Origin of the sequence: Streptomyces sp. TRM68367, from assembly GCF_014495685.1 — a bacterium.
Lineage (GTDB): Bacteria > Actinomycetota > Actinomycetes > Streptomycetales > Streptomycetaceae > Streptomyces.
In genome coordinates this window covers 21,091-37,899 of the sequence record NZ_JACTVI010000083.1, presented here as the reverse complement: position 1 = coordinate 37,899, position 16,809 = coordinate 21,091, and the positions used below count along the sequence as shown (strand labels likewise).

The following is a 16,809-nucleotide window of genomic DNA, read 5'->3' as shown; positions in this document are numbered from 1 at the left end:
CACTGACATTGATGCTGATACTCAGGTTCCGGTGATCGTGGCCCAGCCACTGACTGACGCCCTGCTGGGTTGTCTTCCCGCTGTTCTGTCCGGTCGCGGGGGCCTGTTCTCATGGCTCCGGCCGGGCGGAACATGACCTGATTGGAGCTTGGACCAGAAGCCCCTTCAATGTCCTGTCTGCGCCACCCGGCCGGTGCCCACCTCCAGCTGGGAAGGGGCACCATCAGCATGACATCAGCGGCGGCACCAGACACAGCAGACCAGGACGTGTTCGGCGGGGTCGACTCCGACGCCGACACCCTCCACGTCGCGGTCATCAGTGACAACGGCGGCCACCTCGCCGACGCCGAGTTCGCCACCACCGTTGCCGGATACGCCGCGGCCCTGGCCTTCCTGACCGCCCACGGCCACGTGATCGCCGTGGAAGCACCGCCTCCTACGGAGCCGGCTTCACCCGGGCCGCCCGCTCCTCGGGCCTTCACGTCGTGGAGGTCAACCGGCCCGACCGGGCCGAACGCCGCCGCATCGGCGAGTCCGACCCCGTCGACGCCTACGCAGCCGCCCGCGCCGCCCTGTCCGGACGGGCCTTGGGCGCGCCCAAGGAACGACACCATCGCCGGCATACGCGCCCTGCACAACGCCGCCTGCTCCGCCGTCAAGGCCCGCACCGCCGCCCTGAACCAGATCGGCCACCTCCTCATCACCGCCCCCGACACCATCCGCACCAAGTACGGCCGGATCAAAGGAACGGACCGCACCGACACCCTGGCCCGGCTGCGGCCCTGCGGGGACGCCGTCCACACCGCGGTCCTCACCGCGCTCAAAAGCCTCGCCCGACGCGTCTAAGAGCTGACCGCCGAGCACGAGACCCTTACGCGGGCCCTGGACGAGGAGGCCACCGTCCACAACCCGGGCCTGCGGGCCGTCTACGGAGTCGGCCCCGACACCGCGGCCCAGCTCCTGGTCACCGCAGGCGGCAACCCTGAACGCATGCGTACCGAGGCTTCCTTCGCCGCTCTGTGCGGAGCCGCACCGGTCCCCGCCTCCAGCGGCCGCACGAACCGCCACCGCCTCTCACGCGGCGGCGACCGGCAAGCCAACGCAGCTCTCTACCGCATCGCCCTGGTCCGTATGTCCAGCGACTCCCGCACCCGCGACTACGTGGCACGCCAGACCGCCGCCGGCCGGACGAAGAAGGAGATCATCCGGCTGTTGAAACGGGCCATCGCCCGGGAGGTCTTCCGCTGCCTGACCACCACGGTCACCACCCCGGCCATCGCCGACCTGAGACCTCTACGCCAGTCCAAGAACATCACCGTCACCGCCGCAGCCCGTCACTTCGGACTCTGGCCGACCGCCATCTCCGCCCTCGAACGCGGTATCCGCCGAGACGACGGCCTCGCCCACGCCTACCGCAACTGGCTCCAAGCCGCTTGACAGGCAATAGGAGCATCANCCTCGAACGCGGTATCCGCCGAGACGACGGCCTCGCCCACGCCTACCGCAACTGGCTCCAAGCCGCTTGACAGGCAATAGGAGCATCACCGACCAGGGCCGTCGGCGCCTTTGACGGCGTACCGGGTTAAGGTCTGATCGACAGACACAGGAGGCACTCGGTTGTTGTACGGCGCGATGAAGGTCACCGTCGGGGGGCCGCTGAAGCTCGCCTTCAGGCCCTGGGTGGAAGGCCTGGAGAACGTTCCCGCCGAGGGCCCCGCGATCCTCGCGAGCAATCACCTCTCCTTCTCCGACTCGTTCTTCCTGCCCGCGGTCCTCGACCGCAAGGTCACCTTCATCGCGAAGGCCGAGTACTTCACCACGCCCGGCGTCAAGGGCCGGCTGACCGCCGCCTTCTTCAAGGGCGTCGGCCAGCTCCCGGTGGACCGCTCCGGCGGGCGCGGCGCGGGCGAGGCGGCGATCAAGAGCGGCATCGAGGTGCTGGAGCGCGGCGAGTTGTTCGGGATCTACCCGGAGGGCACGCGCTCGCCCGACGGCCGGCTCTACCGCGGCAAACCGGGTGGCCTCGCGCGCGTGGCGCTGGCCACCGGGGCGCCCGTCATCCCGGTCGCCATGATCGACACCGAGAAGATCCAGCCGCCGGGGAAGGTCATGCCGAAGCTGATGCGGCCCGGCATCCGCATCGGCAGGCCGCTGGACTTCAGCCGCTACCAGGGCATGGAGCACGACCGGTTCGTGCTGCGCGCGGTGACCGACGAGGTCATGTACGAGATCATGAAGCTCTCCGGCCAGGAGTACGTCGACATGTACGCGACCGCCCGCAAGCGGCAGCTCGCGGAGGCGGCGAAGGCCGAGAAGGAAGCGGAGAAGGCGGCCGGGAAGGCCGAGAAGGCGGCCAAGGCGGCTCTCGCGCGCGCGGAGAAGGAACAGCGCGAGAAGGTGCGGGCCGAGAAGGAACGGCCGCAGGAGCCGGAGCAGAAGCGGCTGCGGGAGCCGGCCGAGCAGGAGCAGGCTGGGCAGGAGCGGCCCGAAAAGCAGGAGCCGTCCGGAAAGCAGGAGTCGTCCGGAAAGCAGGAGCGGTCCGAGAAGTCCGAGCGGTCGGAACCCTAGGCGGGGATCCCGGCCGGGGGTGGGGGAGATGGCCAGGCGCGAGCGTGTCATGAGGATGTCGGTCGAGCAGCCGCTGTGGCGTGCCCTCGCCGGCTACCGGGTGCTCACCATGCTGTACGCGGTCGGCCTGTTCGCCTCCGCCTACGACGAGTTCACCCGCCCCTGGGTCGCCATCGCCTACTACGGCGTGCTGTGCGGGTGGACCATGGCGACCCTGCCGAAGGTCGCGAGCGCGGCCAGCTGCACCAAGCGCTTCCTCACCGCGGACCTCACCATCGCGCTCGCCGGTATCCTGCTCACCCGCCTCGCCGCCTCGGCCGAGCGGATCGACGCCGGTGGCCCGACGCTGCCCTCGATATGGACCGCCGGCGCCGTGCTGGCCTTCGCCATCAAGGGCGGCTGGCGCTGGGCCGCCTTCGCCTCGACGCTCGTCGCCGCCGTCAACCTCGTCTACCGTGGCGCCCCTACCCGCGACACCGTGCACAACGTGATCCTCGTCTGGGTCGCCTCCATCGCCATCGGGTACGTCGTCGAGGTCGCCCGCGCCTCCGAGCGCACCCTCGCCCGTGCCCTGGAGATCGAGGCCGCGACCAGGGAACGGGAGCGGCTCGCCCGGGACATCCACGACAGCGTCCTGCAGGTGCTGGCGATGGTGAAGCGGCGCGGTGCCGCCCTCGGCGGCGAGGCGGCCGAGCTGGGCCGGCTGGCCGGCGAGCAGGAGGTGGCGCTGCGCACGCTGGTCTCCGGCGGACTCGTGCCCCTCTCCCGGCTGTCGGAGGACGCCGCAGAGGGTGCCGTCGTAGGGGCCGTGCAGGAGGACGAGCCGGGTTCGGTGGATCTGCGCGCGCTGCTCGCCCCGTACGCCGGGGCCACGGTCAACCTCGCCGAGCCCGGCGCCCCGGTGCCGCTCGCACCGGTCGCGGCCCGGGAGGTCGCGGCGGCCGTCGGGGCCGCCCTGGACAACGTCCGCAGGCATGCCGGGGAGCACGCGCGCGCGTGGATCCTGGTCGAGGACGAGCCGGACGAGGTGATCGTCACCGTCCGCGACGACGGACCCGGCATCCCCGAGGGTCGGCTCGCCCAGGCCGAGGGCGAGGGGCGGCTCGGCGTGGCCCTGTCGATCCGGGGCCGGCTGCGCGAACTCGGCGGCAGCGCCGAGCTGATCTCGGTGCCGGGGCAGGGCACGGAGGTCGAACTGAAGGTACCGAAGGACTCGACGGACGTACGGGGGAAGGCGGAGCAGCGATGACGGGGTCCACCGACGGGACCACAGCCGGGAAGCGGGCGCCGATCAAGGTCATGGTGGTCGACGACCACCCCATGTGGCGCGACGCCGTCGCCCGCGACCTGGCCGAGTCGGGTTTCGACGTGGTCGCCACCGCCGGCGACGGCGACCAGGCGGTGCGCCGCGCCAAGGCCGCCGTACCCGATGTGCTCGTGCTCGACCTGAACCTGCCCGGCAAGCCCGGCGTCCAGGTCTGCAAGGAGGTCGTGGCCGCCAACCCCGCGCTGCGCGTCCTCGTGCTGTCGGCCAGCGGCGAGCACGCCGACGTCCTGGAGGCGGTGAAGTCGGGCGCGACCGGCTACCTGCTGAAGTCGGCCTCGACCGAGGAGCTCCAGGACGCGGTGCGCCGTACGGCCGCCGGCGACCCGGTGTTCACGCCGGGCCTCGCGGGCCTGGTCCTCGGCGAGTACCGGCGCCTGGCCTCCGAGCCCGCCCCGGCCCCCGACGCCGGCGAGACCGAGGCGCCCCGCCTGACCGAGCGCGAGACCGAGGTGCTGCGCCTGGTCGCCAAGGGCCTGAGCTACAAGCAGATCGCCGAACGCCTGGTCATCTCCCACCGCACGGTGCAGAACCACGTGCAGAACACCCTCGGCAAGCTCCAGCTGCACAACCGCGTGGAGCTGGTGCGCTACGCGATAGAACGCGGACTCGACGACGAGTAGTTCGACCCTGACGCCGGCCCTGACACCCGCCCCTGACACCGGACCGGAGTTTCACCGGAATCGCCCCTCCGAAGCATGTCGATGTGACCTGGATCACCGCTAGCGTGCCGGGTAAGGAACGAACGGCACACGGCAACCGCGGCGAAGGGACATTTCCATGCGGGTCGGAGTACTGACCGGAGGCGGCGACTGCCCCGGGCTCAACGCCGTCATCCGGGCCATCGTCCGCAAGGGCGTGCAGGAGTACGGATACGACTTCACCGGCTTCCGGGACGGCTGGCGCGGTCCCCTCGAAGGCGCCACCGTCCGCCTCGACATCCCCGCCGTGCGCGGCATCCTGCCTCGCGGCGGCACCATCCTCGGCTCCTCGCGGACGAATCCGCTGCACGAGGAGGACGGCATCGACCGGATCAAGGAGCACATCGCCGAACTGGAGGTAGACGCGATCATCACGATCGGCGGCGAGGACACCCTGGGCGTCGCCACGGTCCTCTCGGACGAGCACGGGGTGCCGTGCGTCGGCGTGCCCAAGACCATCGACAACGACCTGTCCGCCACGGACTACACCTTCGGCTTCGACACCGCCGTCAACATCGCCACGGAGGCGATCGACCGGCTGCACACCACCGCCGAGTCCCACATGCGCGTCCTCGTCGTCGAGGTGATGGGCCGGCACGCCGGCTGGATCGCGCTGCACTCGGGCCTGGCCGGCGGCGCCAACGTCATCCTCATCCCCGAGCAGCCCTTCGACGTCGAGCAGGTGTGCACCTGGGTCACCTCCCGCTTCCGGGCGTCGTACGCGCCGATCGTGGTCGTCGCGGAAGGGGCCACGCCGAGGGAGGGCGACATGATCCTCAAGGACCAGTCCCTGGACTCCTTCGGTCACGTGCGGCTGTCCGGGGTCGGCGAGTGGCTGGCCAAGGAGATCGAGAAGCGCACCGGCAAGGAGGCCCGCACGACGGTGCTGGGCCACGTCCAGCGCGGCGGCACGCCCAGCGCCTTCGACCGCTGGCTCGCCACCCGGTTCGGCCTGCACGCCATCGACTGCGTCCGCGACCGCGACTTCGGCAAGATGGTCTCCCTGCGCGGCACGGACATCGTCCGCGTCCCCATCGCCGACGCCACGTCCCGCCTGAAGACGGTGGACCCGAAGCTGTACGAGGAGGTCGGGGTCTTCTTCGGCTGACGGGGCTACCGGGCGGGCCGCCCCGTCCTCGACCACCGGACGGCCCGCCCCCTCCTCGGCTACAGGGCGGGCCGCCGCTCGGAGAAGGTGCCGGCGCCACGCAGCTGACCCACCAGCTCCCGCACGATCGCCGCCCCGTTCAGCGTCAGCACCGACTCCGGGTGGAACTGCACCCCGGCGAAGCCGGGACCGCGCAGGGCGTGCACCTCACCGTTCGCGGCCCGGCTCACCTCGACGCCGTGCGCGGCCAGTTCCCGGTGCGCCTCGTCGTCGCAGCGGGCCACGAAGCTGTTGTAGAAGCCGACAGTCTCCGGCCGCCCGAACAGGTCGATCGTGGTCTGCGCGCCCTGGTAGGGGACTTCCTTCCGTACGATGTCCAGCCCCAGCTCGGCCGCGATCAGCTCGTGCCCGAGGCAGACGCCGAGGACGCCGTGCCGGCTGTGCCGGATCACCTGGGCCGTCAGTTCCCGCAGGATCCGCATCCTGGGATGCGTGAGATCGCCCGGGTCACCCGGTCCGGGACCCAGCACCACCGGCCCCTCGTGCCCGAGCACCGCCTCCCGGAGCCCCGGCTCGTCGTTCCGCCGGACGGTCACCTCGAGGCCGCCCGAGCGCAGCACGTGCGCGAGCATCGCCGTGAAGGTGTCCTCCCCGTCGACCACCAGGGCGTGCCCCGACAACTCCGGGGGCTTCTTGGCGGGCCCCTGCATCCGCAGCCAGAACGGCGCCAGCGAGCCCCGGCGCCCGTCCAGCGCCGCCCTCACACGAGGGTCGTCGGCCAGCCGGGGCCGCACGGCCTGCTCGTGCGGCCGGGACGGTCGTGCGCCCAGGGCCGCGAGCACCCCCGCGGCCTTGGCGTGGGTCTCCGCCACCTCGCTCGCCGGGTCCGAGCCGCGCACGAGCGTCGCGCCGACCGGTACCCGCAGCCGGCCGTCCGCGTCGATGTCGGCGGTGCGGATGAGGATGGGGGAGTCGAGGGTCTGCGCCCCGGCACCTTCCCGCCCGCCACCCGCGTATCGGCCGAGCAGGGCGAGCGCGCCCGCGTAGTAGCCGCGCCCGCCGGACTCGTGCCGCTCGATGACCCGGCACGCGTTCTGCACGGGCGACCCGGTGACGGTGGCGGCGAACATGGTCTCCTTCAGGACTTCCCGCGCGTCCAGCGAGGACTTCCCGCGCAGCTCGTACTCGGTGTGCGCGAGGTGCGCCATCTCCTTCAGCCGGGGCCCGACGACCACGCCGCCCATGTCGCCGACGGTGCACATCATCTTGAGCTCCTCGTCGACCACCATCGACAGCTCCTCGATCTCCTTGCCGTCGGCGAGGAAGTCCAGCAGATGCTCGGGGGTGGGGCCTTCGGCCGGGTAGCGGTACGTCCCGCTGATCGGGTTCATCACGACCGTTCCGCCGGACATCCGTACGTGCACCTCGGGACTGGCGCCGACCAGCGTGCGGTCCCCGGTGTGCACGACGAACGTCCAGTACGCGCCCCGCTCGCCTTCGAGCAGCCGTCGGAAGAGCGCGAGGGCGTCGGCCCTGGTGAATCCCGGGATCTCACCCTCGTACGTCCGCCGGATCACGAAGTTCGCGCCCTCGCCCCGCCCGATCTCCTCCGCCAGCACCCGCCCGACGATCCCGGCGTACTCCTCGTCGCCCACGTCGAACCCGCCGCCCTCGACGCGCACCTCATGCGCGGGGAGCTGGGCCAGTGCGTCGGCGAGCGGGACGGCGTACGTCTCCTCGGGGCTCAGCACCAGCAGCGGTGTGCCGTCGTCGCGGACGTCGAAGCCGCGCTCGCGGATCTGCCGGAAAGGGACGAGCGCCAGGCCCTCGTCGGGGAGGTCGGCGAGCCGGTCGCGGGCGGTGACCGGGCCGAGCAGCACCTCGACCACGGTGTCGTCGTGGCCGGGGGTGCGGCGGCGCAGCAGGGCGAACGGGCGGGGATCGGCGAGCAGGTCCAGCAGGTTCATGGGTCGGTGATCCTTCTCGATGGAGAGGAACGACCCCCGGACACACCGAAGGCCGCCCCTCGGGCGGCCTTCGCGAAGTCTTCAGTACGCGCAGTCAGCGGGCCGCCGGATGAGCGGTCCACCAGCAGTTCTGGAGGCAGGTCTGGATCGAGTGCGCGAACATACGGCGCACTGTACCCCACGTCCGCGGTGCGTACGTCGCGTCTCATTTTCTGGGCACGGGCCGGAAGCCAGGACATCACCCCGTAATGTTGGCGCCGTGACCGTGAACGCTAAGACCAGCCCGAGCGCTGGCAACACCTGGCGAGACCTGCCCGCGGCGCAGCAGCCCGAGTACCCCGACCACGAGGCTCTGCGCAAGGTGATCGCGGACCTTGAGTCGTATCCGCCGCTCGTCTTCGCGGGCGAGTGCGACCAGCTGCGCGCCCGGATGGGAGCCGTCGCCAGGGGCGAGGCGTTCCTGCTCCAGGGTGGCGACTGCGCCGAGGCCTTCGACGCGGTGTCCGCCGATCACATCCGCAACAAGCTCAAGACGCTGCTCCAGATGGGCGCCGTGCTGACGTACGCCGCCTCGGTGCCGGTGGTGAAGGTGGGCCGGATCGCCGGCCAGTACTCCAAGCCGCGCTCCAAGCCGATCGAGACCCGCGACGGCGTGACGCTGCCGACCTACCGCGGCGACTCCGTCAACGGCTTCGACTTCACCGAGGAAGCCCGCGTCCCGGACCCCGAGCGGCTCAAGCGCATGTACCACGCGTCGGCCTCGACGCTGAACCTGGTGCGTGCCTTCACCACTGGCGGCTACGCCGACCTGCGCCAGGTGCACGCCTGGAACCAGGACTTCGTGAAGTCGTCTCCGTCCGGTCAGCGCTACGAGCAGCTGGCGCGCGAGATCGACAACGCGCTGAACTTCATGCACGCCTGCGGGGCCGACCCGGAGGAGTTCAAGACGGTCGAGTTCTACTCCTCGCACGAGGCTCTGCTGCTCGACTACGAGTCGGCGCTCACCCGCGTCGACTCCCGCACCGGGCAGCTGTACGACGTCTCCGCGCATATGGTGTGGATCGGTGAGCGCACACGTCAGCTGGACCACGCGCACATCGAGTTCGCCTCGAGGATCCGCAACCCGATCGGCATCAAGCTCGGCCCGACGACGACGGCCGAGGACGCACTGCAGTACATCGAGCGCCTCGACCCCGAGCGCGAGCCGGGCCGGCTGACCTTCATCGTCCGCATGGGCGCCGACAAGGTCCGCGACCGGCTTCCCGAGCTGATCGAGAAGGTGACCGCCTCCGGCGCCACCGTGGCCTGGGTGACCGACCCGATGCACGGCAACACCTTCGAGGCGGCCTCCGGTCACAAGACCCGCCGCTTCGACGACGTGCTCGACGAGGTCAAGGGCTTCTTCGAGGTCCACAAGGCGCTCGGCACCCACCCGGGCGGCATCCACGTCGAGCTCACCGGTGACGACGTCACCGAGTGCGTGGGCGGCGGCGACGAGATCTTCGTCGACGACCTGCACCAGCGCTACGAGACGGCCTGCGACCCGCGCCTGAACCGCAGCCAGTCCCTCGACCTGGCGTTCCTCGTCGCCGAGATGTACAGGGACCAGTAGTGGACCATTGGCCGGGGCACCTGTTACCGGCACATGACTGGGGCGCGGATCACACACGATCCGCGCCCCAGGGCTCTTTCAGGGTTACCTGGGAGACGGGTAAGGTTAGGTTAGCCTCACCGATCAAGGTCGGGATGGCGCGACCCTTGGTCCCGGACGGGAGGTGAGCCGCGTGTACGTCTGCAGTTGCTTCGGGATCACCGAGCAGCAGGTGAAGCGGCACGCGGAGAGCGGTGCCTGTACGCCCCGCCAGATAGCCTCGGCCTGCAAGGCCGGCACGGACTGCGGGTCGTGCGTACGTCGTATCCAGGCGATCCTGGGCAGGGGCGCGTGCCCCCGGCGTGAGCTGGCCGACCAGGGCGGGCCGGTGCTCGCGGAACTGTCCGAGGCCGCGGAACTGAAAGAGGCGGCCTAGCTCTCCCGCTCAGCTGTCCGGCTGCTCGATCAGCTGCGAGATGTACAGCGCCTCACCCAGCTTCTCGATCAGGTCCAGCTGGGTGTCGAGGTAGTCGATGTGGTGCTCCTCGTCCTCGAGGATCGACTCGAAGATGTTCGCGGACGTGACGTCACCCTTTTCGCGCATGACCTTGATGCCGCGCCGCAGCCGGTCGATCGCCTCGACCTCGATCTGCCGGTCGGCCTCGAACATCTCCTTGACGGTCTGTCCGACCCGGACGTGGAACAGCCGCTGGTAGTTCGGCAGCCCCTCCAGGAACAGGATCCGGTCGGTGAGCACCTCGGCGTGCTTCATCTCGTCGAACGACTCGTGGCGGGTGTACTTCGCGAGTTTCGTCCAGCCGAAGTTCTCCTGCATCTTGGCATGCAGGAAGTACTGGTTGATCGCGGTGAGCTCGGCCGTGAGCTGCTCGTTGAGGAATTCGATGACCTCGGGGTCGCCCTGCATCGCAGAGGCTCCTTCCAGACGGGTGGAGTGGCAGGTTGCGCCGCATGATTGCACCCGCGACGAAGATCGTCCAGTAAGTCTTCACTTAGTAAGTTAGTGCATGCTTAGTTCGTTTTGTTTGCTGTTGCCCGAGTTCGGGGGCCCGCGTCCGGCGCATGCCCCGAGGTCTGTCAGGATGGAGTCATGGGTCAGCCGGTGGAACGCGAATCGGGAGAACGCGATTCAGGGAGAGGAAAGCAGCCCGAGCTTCCGCCGGGACAGCGCCTGCAACGCGGCTGGCCGGTCACGCACTACGGGCCCGTACCCAAGTTCCGTCCCGAACGCTGGGAGTTCCGGGTCTTCGGCGCCACCGCCGACGGTGAGAAGCACTGCTGGAACCACGAGGAGTTCACGGCCCTGCCGTACACCACCGTCGTCGCCGATCTGCACTGTGTCACGAAGTTCAGCATGCTCGGCGCCGAATGGGGCGGCATTCCGGCCGGAACGATCCTGGACATCGCGCCGCCCGCGCCCACGGTCACCCATGTGATGGTGTGGGCCGAGTACGGCTTCAGCTCCAACCTCCGGATCGCCGACTTCGCCTCCGAGCGCACGCTCTTCGCCACCCACAAGGACGGCGAACTGCTGACCGCCGAGCACGGCTTCCCGCTGCGCCTGATCGTCCCCCATCTGTACGCCTGGAAGGGCCCCAAGTGGGTCCGCGGCGTGGAGTACATGACCGCCGACCGCCGCGGCTTCTGGGAGGAACGCGGCTACCACAACATCGGCGATCCGTGGAAGGAACAGCGGTACTCCTACCAGGAAGAGTCCGGCGAGGGGCCGGAGCTCTGAAGCTTGCCGGGTTACTACGACACGCCTCACCTGTCCCGCAGCTTCTTCAGCCGCTCCACGTCCGCCGCGTGCCCTGCCTTGCCGCCGGGGGTCTCGATGATCAGTGGGACGCCCTCGGTCGCGGGGTGGGTCATCAGCGCCCGGAACGGGTCCTCGCCGATGTGGCCTGCGCCGATGTTCTCGTGGCGGTCCTTGTGCGCGCCGACGACGTCCTTGGAGTCGTTGGCGTGGATCAGTTTCAGACGGCCCTCGCCGACCGTGTCCACCAGCAGGTCCAGCGTCTGGTGCATGCCGCTCGGCCCGGTCAGGTCGTGACCGGCCGCGAAGACATGGCAGGTGTCCAGGCACACGCCCAGCTTCGGATGGGCGTCCAGCGCCTCGAAATACGGCCCGAAGTCCCAGGTGCGGGAGCACAGCGAGGCCCCCTGCCCGGCCGTCGACTCCAGCAGCAGCCACGGGTCGTCGTCGTGGGTCAGCTCGTCCAGCAGCGGCAGCATGTGCTCCCGTACCTGCTTCAGCGCCACCGACCGCTGTCGGCCGCCGGTCGCGCTGCCGGTGTGCACGACCACGCCCAGCGCGCCGATCTCCCGCCCGCGCCGCAGCGAGTGCCGCAGCGATGCGACGGACCGCTCCACGGTCGCCTCGGTGTGCGAGCCGAAGTTGATCAGATACGGGGCATGCACGTACGCCGGGACCGACTCGGCCTCGCACGCCGCTCGGAACGCCTCGTCCTGAAGCGGACTGCCGGCCGGAGTGGCCCAGCCGCGCGGATTGGCCACGAAGACCTGCACGGTCTCCGCCGCGAGGTCGTGGGCGTAGGACAGGCCGACGGAGTGGAGACCGCCGGCCACGGGGACGTGACCGCCGACGGGGTTGCGGGACCGGCCGGGGTCACCGGCCGGGGCGGGCGTGCCGGGGGTGGTGCCGGACTGCTGACTCTTCACCCGTTCAGGGTGTCATGCGTGGACCGCCGGCCCGTCAGCGGCTCTGGATGACGATCAGCGGATCTGGATGGTGATCGCCGACCCCTTGGGCGCGGTGTCCCCGCCCGCCACCGACTGTTTCTTCACGGTGTCGCCGAACAGCCCCAGCAGGCCGCGGTCCTCCTCCACCTTGAACCCGGCGCCCTCCAGCTTCCGCTTCGCGTCGTCCACGCTGTCGCCGACCACGTCCGGAACCTCGATCATCTCCGGGCCCTTGGACAGCGTCAGCGTCACCGTGTCGCCCGTGGCGGCCAGGCTGCCGCCCTTCGGGGTCTGCCGGGCGACCTGGCCCTTGTCGTACTCGGAGTTGACCTCCTGGGCGGCGATCTTCACCTTGAGCCCGGCGTCCTCGAGGTCGGCCTTGGCCTGGGCCAGGTCCTCGCCGGTGGTGTCGGGCACGTCCACCGGGCTGCCCTTGCTGACGGTGAGCGCGACCGCCGCGCCCGCGCGCACCGTGGTGTTCGCCGCGGGCTGCGAGGAGATCACGAAGCCGCGGGTGACGCTGTCGCTGAACGTCCGGGTGACCATGCCCGGCTCAAGACCCGCCTGCTTCAGCACCTCCCGCGCCTTGTCCAGCCGGTAGCCCTCCACGTCGGGCAGCTTCACGGTGTCCGGGCCGTCGGAGATGGTCAGCGTCACGGGGTCGTTGCCGCGGATACGGGCGCCGCCCTCGGGATCCGTGCTGATGACCGCGCCGCGCTTCACGGTGTCGCTGTAGGCGTGCTTGACCGAGCCGACCTCGAGACCGGCCTTCGCCAGCCGGTCCCGCGCCTGCGCCTCGGTCTTGTTCGTCAGCGGCGGGACCTCGGTGAACTGGCCGGAGTTGATGTACCAGACGCCCGCGCCGACGCCCAGCACCAGCAGCACCGCGACGACGATCGCCAGCGGGCCGCGCCGGCCGCCGGTGCGGCCCCGCCGGGACGGCGGCGGGGGCGGGGTTTCGAAGCGGCTGGTGCGGTTGAGGTCCGGCGCGGGGGCCCCGCCCTCGTCGTCCTCGTTGACCGGCAGCGGGCGCAGCACGGTCAGCGCGCGCGGGATCACGCTCGTACGGTCGTCGGCGTTGTCGTGCTCCGCCGAGAGCGCCTGCGGCGGCACGGCGTCCAGCTGCTCGGTGCCTAGCGCGCCGCGCGTGTCGCGGACCTGCGCGAGCAGCGCCACGGCGTCGTGCGGGCGGATGTCCGCGGTGCGCGCGGTCGCCGAGGCGACCAGCTCGTCCAGTTCGTACGCCAGCCCCGGCACGGCGGCCGACGGCGGCGGCACGTCCTCGTGCAGGTGCTTGTACAGCACGACGGCGGGGGAGTCCCCGTCGTGCGGCTTCTCGCCGGTCAGCATCTCGTACAGGGCGACACCGCACGCGTACACGTCGGCCCGGGGGTCGGCGATCCCGTGCTCGATCTGCTCGGGCGCGAGATACGCCACGGTGCCGAGGACGGCCCCGCTGGTGTTCGTGACCGTGTCCACGGCTCGCACCAGCCCGAAGTCGGCGACCTTGACCCGTCCGTCGTCCCCTATCAGGACGTTCTCCGGCTTCATGTCCCGGTGCACGAACCCGGCGCGGTGCGCGGCGCCGAGCGCGGCCAGTACCGGCTCCAGGATGTCCAGCGCGGCCCGCGGCTGCAGCGCCCCGCGCTCGCGCAGCACGTCACGCAGGGTGCAGCCGGCGACGTACTCCATGGCCAGATACACGTACGACCCGTCGGTCCCCTGGTCGAAGACCTGCACCACATTGGGGTGCGCCAGCCGCGCCACCGACTTCGCCTCGCGGATGAACCGCTCGACGAACGAGCCGTCGGCCGCGAGCGAGGGATGCATCACCTTGAGCGCCAGCACGCGGTCCAGCCGGGTGTCCACGGCCCTGTAGACCGTCGCCATCCCGCCGACCGCGATCCGCGCGTCGACGCGATACCGGCCGTCGAGCACCTGCCCGACCAAGGGGTCCTGAAGGGTCGTATCCACGCAGGTGAGTGTACGAGCCGAGACCGACAGCCCACTCGGATCAGCCGAGATTCGCACCGGTACTGCGGCCAACCTGTGACGCATCCCACGAACAGCGGAACACCCACCCCGGACGAGACGGGACTGCAGCGCTGTTCAGAAGGCAGGACGCTCGGGATCCAACACGGCCAGGCCCTCCGCGGGAGAAGACGCCTCGGCGAAGTACCGCCGAGGAATCCGCCCCGCCAGCCGAGCCAGCCGGCCCGCCTCCACCGCATGCTTCATGGCCTCGGCCATCAGCACAGGTTCCTGCGCCCGGGTAACCGCCGACGCCAGCATCACCCCCGCACACCCCAGCTCCATCGCCAGCGCCACATCCGACGCCGTCCCGGCCCCCGCATCCAGAACCACGGGCACACGCGCGTGCTCCACGATCAACTGGAAGTTGTGCGGATTCCGGATCCCCAGCCCGGACCCGATCGGCGACCCCAGCGGCATGATCGCCGCACACCCGGCATCCTCCAGCTTCCGCGCGAGCACAGGATCGTCGTTCGTGTACGGCAACACGGTGAACCCGTCGTCCACCAGCGTCTCCGCCGCCTCCAGCAACTCGATCGGGTCCGGCAGCAGCGTCCGCTCGTCGGCGATGACCTCCAGCTTGACCAGATCGGTGCCGAGCGCCTCCCGCGCGAGCCGCGCCGTCAGCACCGCCTCACCGGCCGTAAAGCACCCCGCCGTGTTCGGCAGTACCCGGATGCCCAGTCGCTCCAGCACCGACAGCACGGAGCCGTGCACCGACGGATCGACCCGCCGCATCGCGACCGTCGTCAGCTCGGTCCCGGACGCCACCAGCGCCCGTTCCAGCACGTCGAGGCTGGGCGCACCGCCCGTACCCATGATCAGGCGGGACGTGAAGGGCGTACCGCCGAGGACAAACGGATCGTCGGCCATGGTCAGCCTCCTTGGACGGCGGTGAGGACTTCCACGCGGTCTCCCTCGGAGAGAGGCGTGGACGGCCACTGCGCGCGCGGGACTACGGTTTCGTTGAGGGCGGCGGCCACACCGGAGGGCGCCGCGGTGAGCGTCTTCACGACGGTGTCGAGAGCCGTTCCGGTCGGGACCTCCCGGGGCTCCCCGTTGACGGTGATGGTGACCGAGCTGGTGACCGGGGTGTTCATGCGGGCTGCTCCGTGAGTGCGGCGGCGGTGAACCGCGCGGGCGTGAACGGGCGGGCCTCCTCCGGGAGTTCACCCGTGGCCAGGACGTGCGCCATGACGTCACCGGTGACCGGCGTGAGCAGCACGCCGTTGCGGTAGTGCCCGGTGGCCAGCAACAGCCCGTCCAGGCCGGACGGGCCGAGCAGCGGCGCGTTGTCGGGGGAGCCGGGGCGCAGTCCGGCCCGGGTCTCCGTCAGGGGCAGCTCGGTGATCCCGGGGACCAGCTCGTGCGCGTCGCGCAGCAGCTCGTACACGCCGCCCGCGGTCACCGTCGTGTTCCAGCCCAGTTCCTCGCTCGTCGCGCCGACGACCAGCTCGCCGCTCTCGCGCGGCACCAGATAGACCTGGCTGCCGCGCACGACCGCACGCACGGTACGGCTCAGGAACGGCTGCCGCGGCATCGTCAGCCGCAGCACCTGCCCCTTCACGGGCCGTACGGGCGGCAGCACGTCGTCCGGGACGCCCGCGAGCCGCCCGCTGAGGCTGCCCGCGGCGAGCACCACCCGCCCGGCGCCCAGCTCGGTGCCGTCGACCGTGACGGCCCCGGCCGCCCGGTCCCGTACGACGGCCAGCCGCTCCGCCCACGCCCGGTGAAAGACGACACCGGCGCGCTCGCACGCGGTCACCAGCGCGTGGGCGAGGCGCCGCGGGTCGATCTGGTGGTCGCCGTCGACCCGGAGCCCACCGCGCACGCCCGGCGCGAGCATCGGCTCCAGGCGCCGGCACTCCCGCCCGGAGAGCCACTCGGACTCCAGCCCGGACTGCTGGTGCAGGGCGTGCAGCTCGCGCAGGAAGGCTCGGTCGTCGGCGTCCAGCGCGACGGCGAGCGTGCCGCAGCGGCGGTAGCCGAGGTCCTGGCCGGTCGCGTCGGTGAGCTCGGCCGCGAAGTCCGGGTAGCGGCGCGCCGAGGCCAGGTTCAGGCCGAGCAGGGTCTGCTCACCGTGGTGCAGTTCCGTGACGGCGGCCAGCATTCCGGCCGCGACCTGTGCGGCGCCGCCGCCCGGTTCCGGGTCCACGACGGCCGTGGCGAACCCGCGCTGCGCGGCCCGCCACGCCGTCACGAGTCCGATGATTCCGCCCCCGACGACGAGGACGTCTGACGTACGCGTAGGCGACATGGGCGTCCAGCCCCTCCCTTCGCCGGCATGACCCGGATCAGGTTCGTACGGTCGGAGGCCGCCAGCCTCCCTCTCAGCCCGGTGCGTCCGGGCTCCCGCGAGTGCTTTACTCGGGCCACCCTAGCTCTTGGTCCGACGCCTCTGTAAGGGAGCCTTTTGTCATGCCCCGCTCGCTCGACGGCCTTGTCCTGGCCCCGGTCGCCGACCAGGCCCCAGGTCAGGTGGGTACCCGCACCCGGTTCACCTACCACGAGAAGGATGGGGAGATCTGGGCCGAGTACGCGGGCGGGGACGTCGTCCGCGGGTACCTGGTGGGCACACGCGAGGGCGACCGGCTGGATTTCCGGTATGTGCAGCTCAAGCGGGACCAGACGACCTCCTCCGGGCACTGCGTGTCGGCCGTCGAGGAGCTGCCGGACGGGCGGGTGCGGCTGGCGGAGACCTGGGAGTGGGAGTCCCAGGAGGGCAGTGGGACCAGTGTGGTGGAGCAGCTCACGGAGGCGGTTGTGGAGCAGGTCACGGAGCACGACCACTGACTGAC

General features: G+C 70.8%; 18 protein-coding genes and 1 riboswitch. Of the genes, 10 read left to right on the top strand and 8 right to left on the bottom strand.

What is annotated here, in order from left to right:
* The first annotated feature begins 228 nt into the window (after positions 1–228).
* The 6 genes from H8R17_RS47695 to H8R17_RS34830 all read left to right on the top strand — a co-directional run bounded on the left by H8R17_RS47695 (position 229) and on the right by H8R17_RS34830 (position 5,701).
* Positions 229–846, top strand: a complete 618-nt coding sequence (locus H8R17_RS47695; protein ID WP_262505719.1) for a hypothetical protein — start codon at positions 229–231, stop codon at positions 844–846.
* Positions 847–849: 3 nt separating this feature from the next.
* On the top strand, positions 850–1,437 hold the full coding sequence (locus H8R17_RS47690) for an IS110 family transposase (RefSeq protein ID WP_316959614.1): 588 nt from the start codon (positions 850–852) through the stop codon (positions 1,435–1,437).
* A gap of 195 nt (positions 1,438–1,632) precedes the next feature.
* Positions 1,633–2,568 carry a 1-acyl-sn-glycerol-3-phosphate acyltransferase gene (locus H8R17_RS34845; RefSeq protein ID WP_262505722.1) on the top strand — a complete coding sequence of 312 codons (936 nt, stop codon included), beginning with the start codon at positions 1,633–1,635 and terminating at the stop codon, positions 2,566–2,568.
* 28 nt (positions 2,569–2,596) lie between these two features.
* The gene (gene macS / locus H8R17_RS34840; RefSeq protein WP_187827228.1) at positions 2,597–3,817 is read left to right on the top strand and encodes a MacS family sensor histidine kinase; all 1,221 of its coding nucleotides are present in this window, start codon (positions 2,597–2,599) and stop codon (positions 3,815–3,817) included.
* Positions 3,814–4,515 (top strand): response regulator transcription factor, encoded by a 702-nt coding sequence (locus H8R17_RS34835; protein WP_187827227.1) that lies wholly within the window; start codon positions 3,814–3,816, stop codon positions 4,513–4,515. The genes macS and H8R17_RS34835 overlap by 4 nt, the downstream gene beginning before the upstream one ends.
* Positions 4,516–4,672: 157 nt before the next feature.
* The gene (locus H8R17_RS34830; protein ID WP_187827226.1) at positions 4,673–5,701 is read left to right on the top strand and encodes a 6-phosphofructokinase; all 1,029 of its coding nucleotides are present in this window, start codon (positions 4,673–4,675) and stop codon (positions 5,699–5,701) included.
* Positions 5,702–5,760: 59 nt separating this feature from the next.
* Here the strand turns inward: H8R17_RS34830 and H8R17_RS34825 are convergent, their stop codons facing one another.
* Together H8R17_RS34825 and H8R17_RS49485 are read right to left on the bottom strand one after the other, a co-directional pair.
* Positions 5,761–7,668, bottom strand: coding sequence for an anthranilate synthase family protein (locus H8R17_RS34825; RefSeq protein ID WP_187827225.1), 1,908 nt, complete (start codon positions 7,666–7,668; stop codon positions 5,761–5,763).
* Between the two features lie 94 nt (positions 7,669–7,762).
* A complete protein-coding gene (locus tag H8R17_RS49485) occupies positions 7,763–7,831 on the bottom strand; it encodes a trp operon leader peptide (RefSeq protein WP_187827229.1) in 69 nt (22 codons plus the stop codon).
* 96 nt (positions 7,832–7,927) lie between these two features.
* Between H8R17_RS49485 and H8R17_RS34815 the strand changes: the two genes are divergently transcribed.
* Together H8R17_RS34815 and H8R17_RS34810 are read left to right on the top strand one after the other, a co-directional pair.
* Positions 7,928–9,280: a class II 3-deoxy-7-phosphoheptulonate synthase gene (locus H8R17_RS34815; protein ID WP_187827224.1), complete on the top strand. Its 1,353-nt coding sequence runs from the start codon at positions 7,928–7,930 to the stop codon at positions 9,278–9,280.
* Positions 9,281–9,443: 163 nt separating this feature from the next.
* A complete protein-coding gene (locus tag H8R17_RS34810; protein WP_187827223.1) occupies positions 9,444–9,695 on the top strand; it encodes a bacterioferritin-associated ferredoxin in 252 nt (83 codons plus the stop codon).
* A 9-nt stretch (positions 9,696–9,704) separates the two neighbouring features.
* Here the strand turns inward: H8R17_RS34810 and bfr are convergent, their stop codons facing one another.
* On the bottom strand, positions 9,705–10,184 hold the full coding sequence (gene bfr / locus H8R17_RS34805) for a bacterioferritin (protein ID WP_187827222.1): 480 nt from the start codon (positions 10,182–10,184) through the stop codon (positions 9,705–9,707).
* A gap of 183 nt (positions 10,185–10,367) precedes the next feature.
* Here bfr and H8R17_RS34800 point away from each other — a divergent pair, with 183 nt between their 5' ends.
* Complete coding sequence (locus H8R17_RS34800) at positions 10,368–11,015, top strand: sulfite oxidase-like oxidoreductase (protein WP_187827221.1); 648 nt, start codon at positions 10,368–10,370, stop codon at positions 11,013–11,015.
* A 26-nt stretch (positions 11,016–11,041) separates the two neighbouring features.
* Here H8R17_RS34800 and H8R17_RS34795 read toward each other — a convergent pair whose 3' ends face one another.
* The 5 genes from H8R17_RS34795 to thiO form a co-directional block, all read right to left on the bottom strand.
* Positions 11,042–11,959 carry a deoxyribonuclease IV gene (locus tag H8R17_RS34795; protein ID WP_187827220.1) on the bottom strand — a complete coding sequence of 306 codons (918 nt, stop codon included), beginning with the start codon at positions 11,957–11,959 and terminating at the stop codon, positions 11,042–11,044.
* A 54-nt stretch (positions 11,960–12,013) separates the two neighbouring features.
* Complete coding sequence (gene pknB / locus H8R17_RS34790) at positions 12,014–13,954, bottom strand: Stk1 family PASTA domain-containing Ser/Thr kinase (RefSeq protein ID WP_187827219.1); 1,941 nt, start codon at positions 13,952–13,954, stop codon at positions 12,014–12,016.
* Between the two features lie 135 nt (positions 13,955–14,089).
* Entirely contained in the window at positions 14,090–14,884 is a 795-nt protein-coding gene (locus H8R17_RS34785; RefSeq protein WP_187827218.1) for a thiazole synthase, read from the bottom strand.
* A gap of 2 nt (positions 14,885–14,886) precedes the next feature.
* Positions 14,887–15,111, bottom strand: coding sequence for a sulfur carrier protein ThiS (gene thiS / locus H8R17_RS34780; protein WP_187827217.1), 225 nt, complete (start codon positions 15,109–15,111; stop codon positions 14,887–14,889).
* The gene (gene thiO / locus H8R17_RS34775) at positions 15,108–16,268 is read right to left on the bottom strand and encodes a glycine oxidase ThiO (protein WP_187827216.1); all 1,161 of its coding nucleotides are present in this window, start codon (positions 16,266–16,268) and stop codon (positions 15,108–15,110) included. The genes thiS and thiO overlap by 4 nt, the downstream gene beginning before the upstream one ends.
* Positions 16,266–16,377, bottom strand: a riboswitch (TPP riboswitch). It overlaps the preceding gene by 3 nt.
* 52 nt (positions 16,378–16,429) lie before the next feature.
* Here thiO and H8R17_RS34770 point away from each other — a divergent pair.
* On the top strand, positions 16,430–16,804 hold the full coding sequence (locus tag H8R17_RS34770; protein ID WP_187827215.1) for a hypothetical protein: 375 nt from the start codon (positions 16,430–16,432) through the stop codon (positions 16,802–16,804).
* The last annotated feature ends 5 nt before the right edge of the window (positions 16,805–16,809 follow it).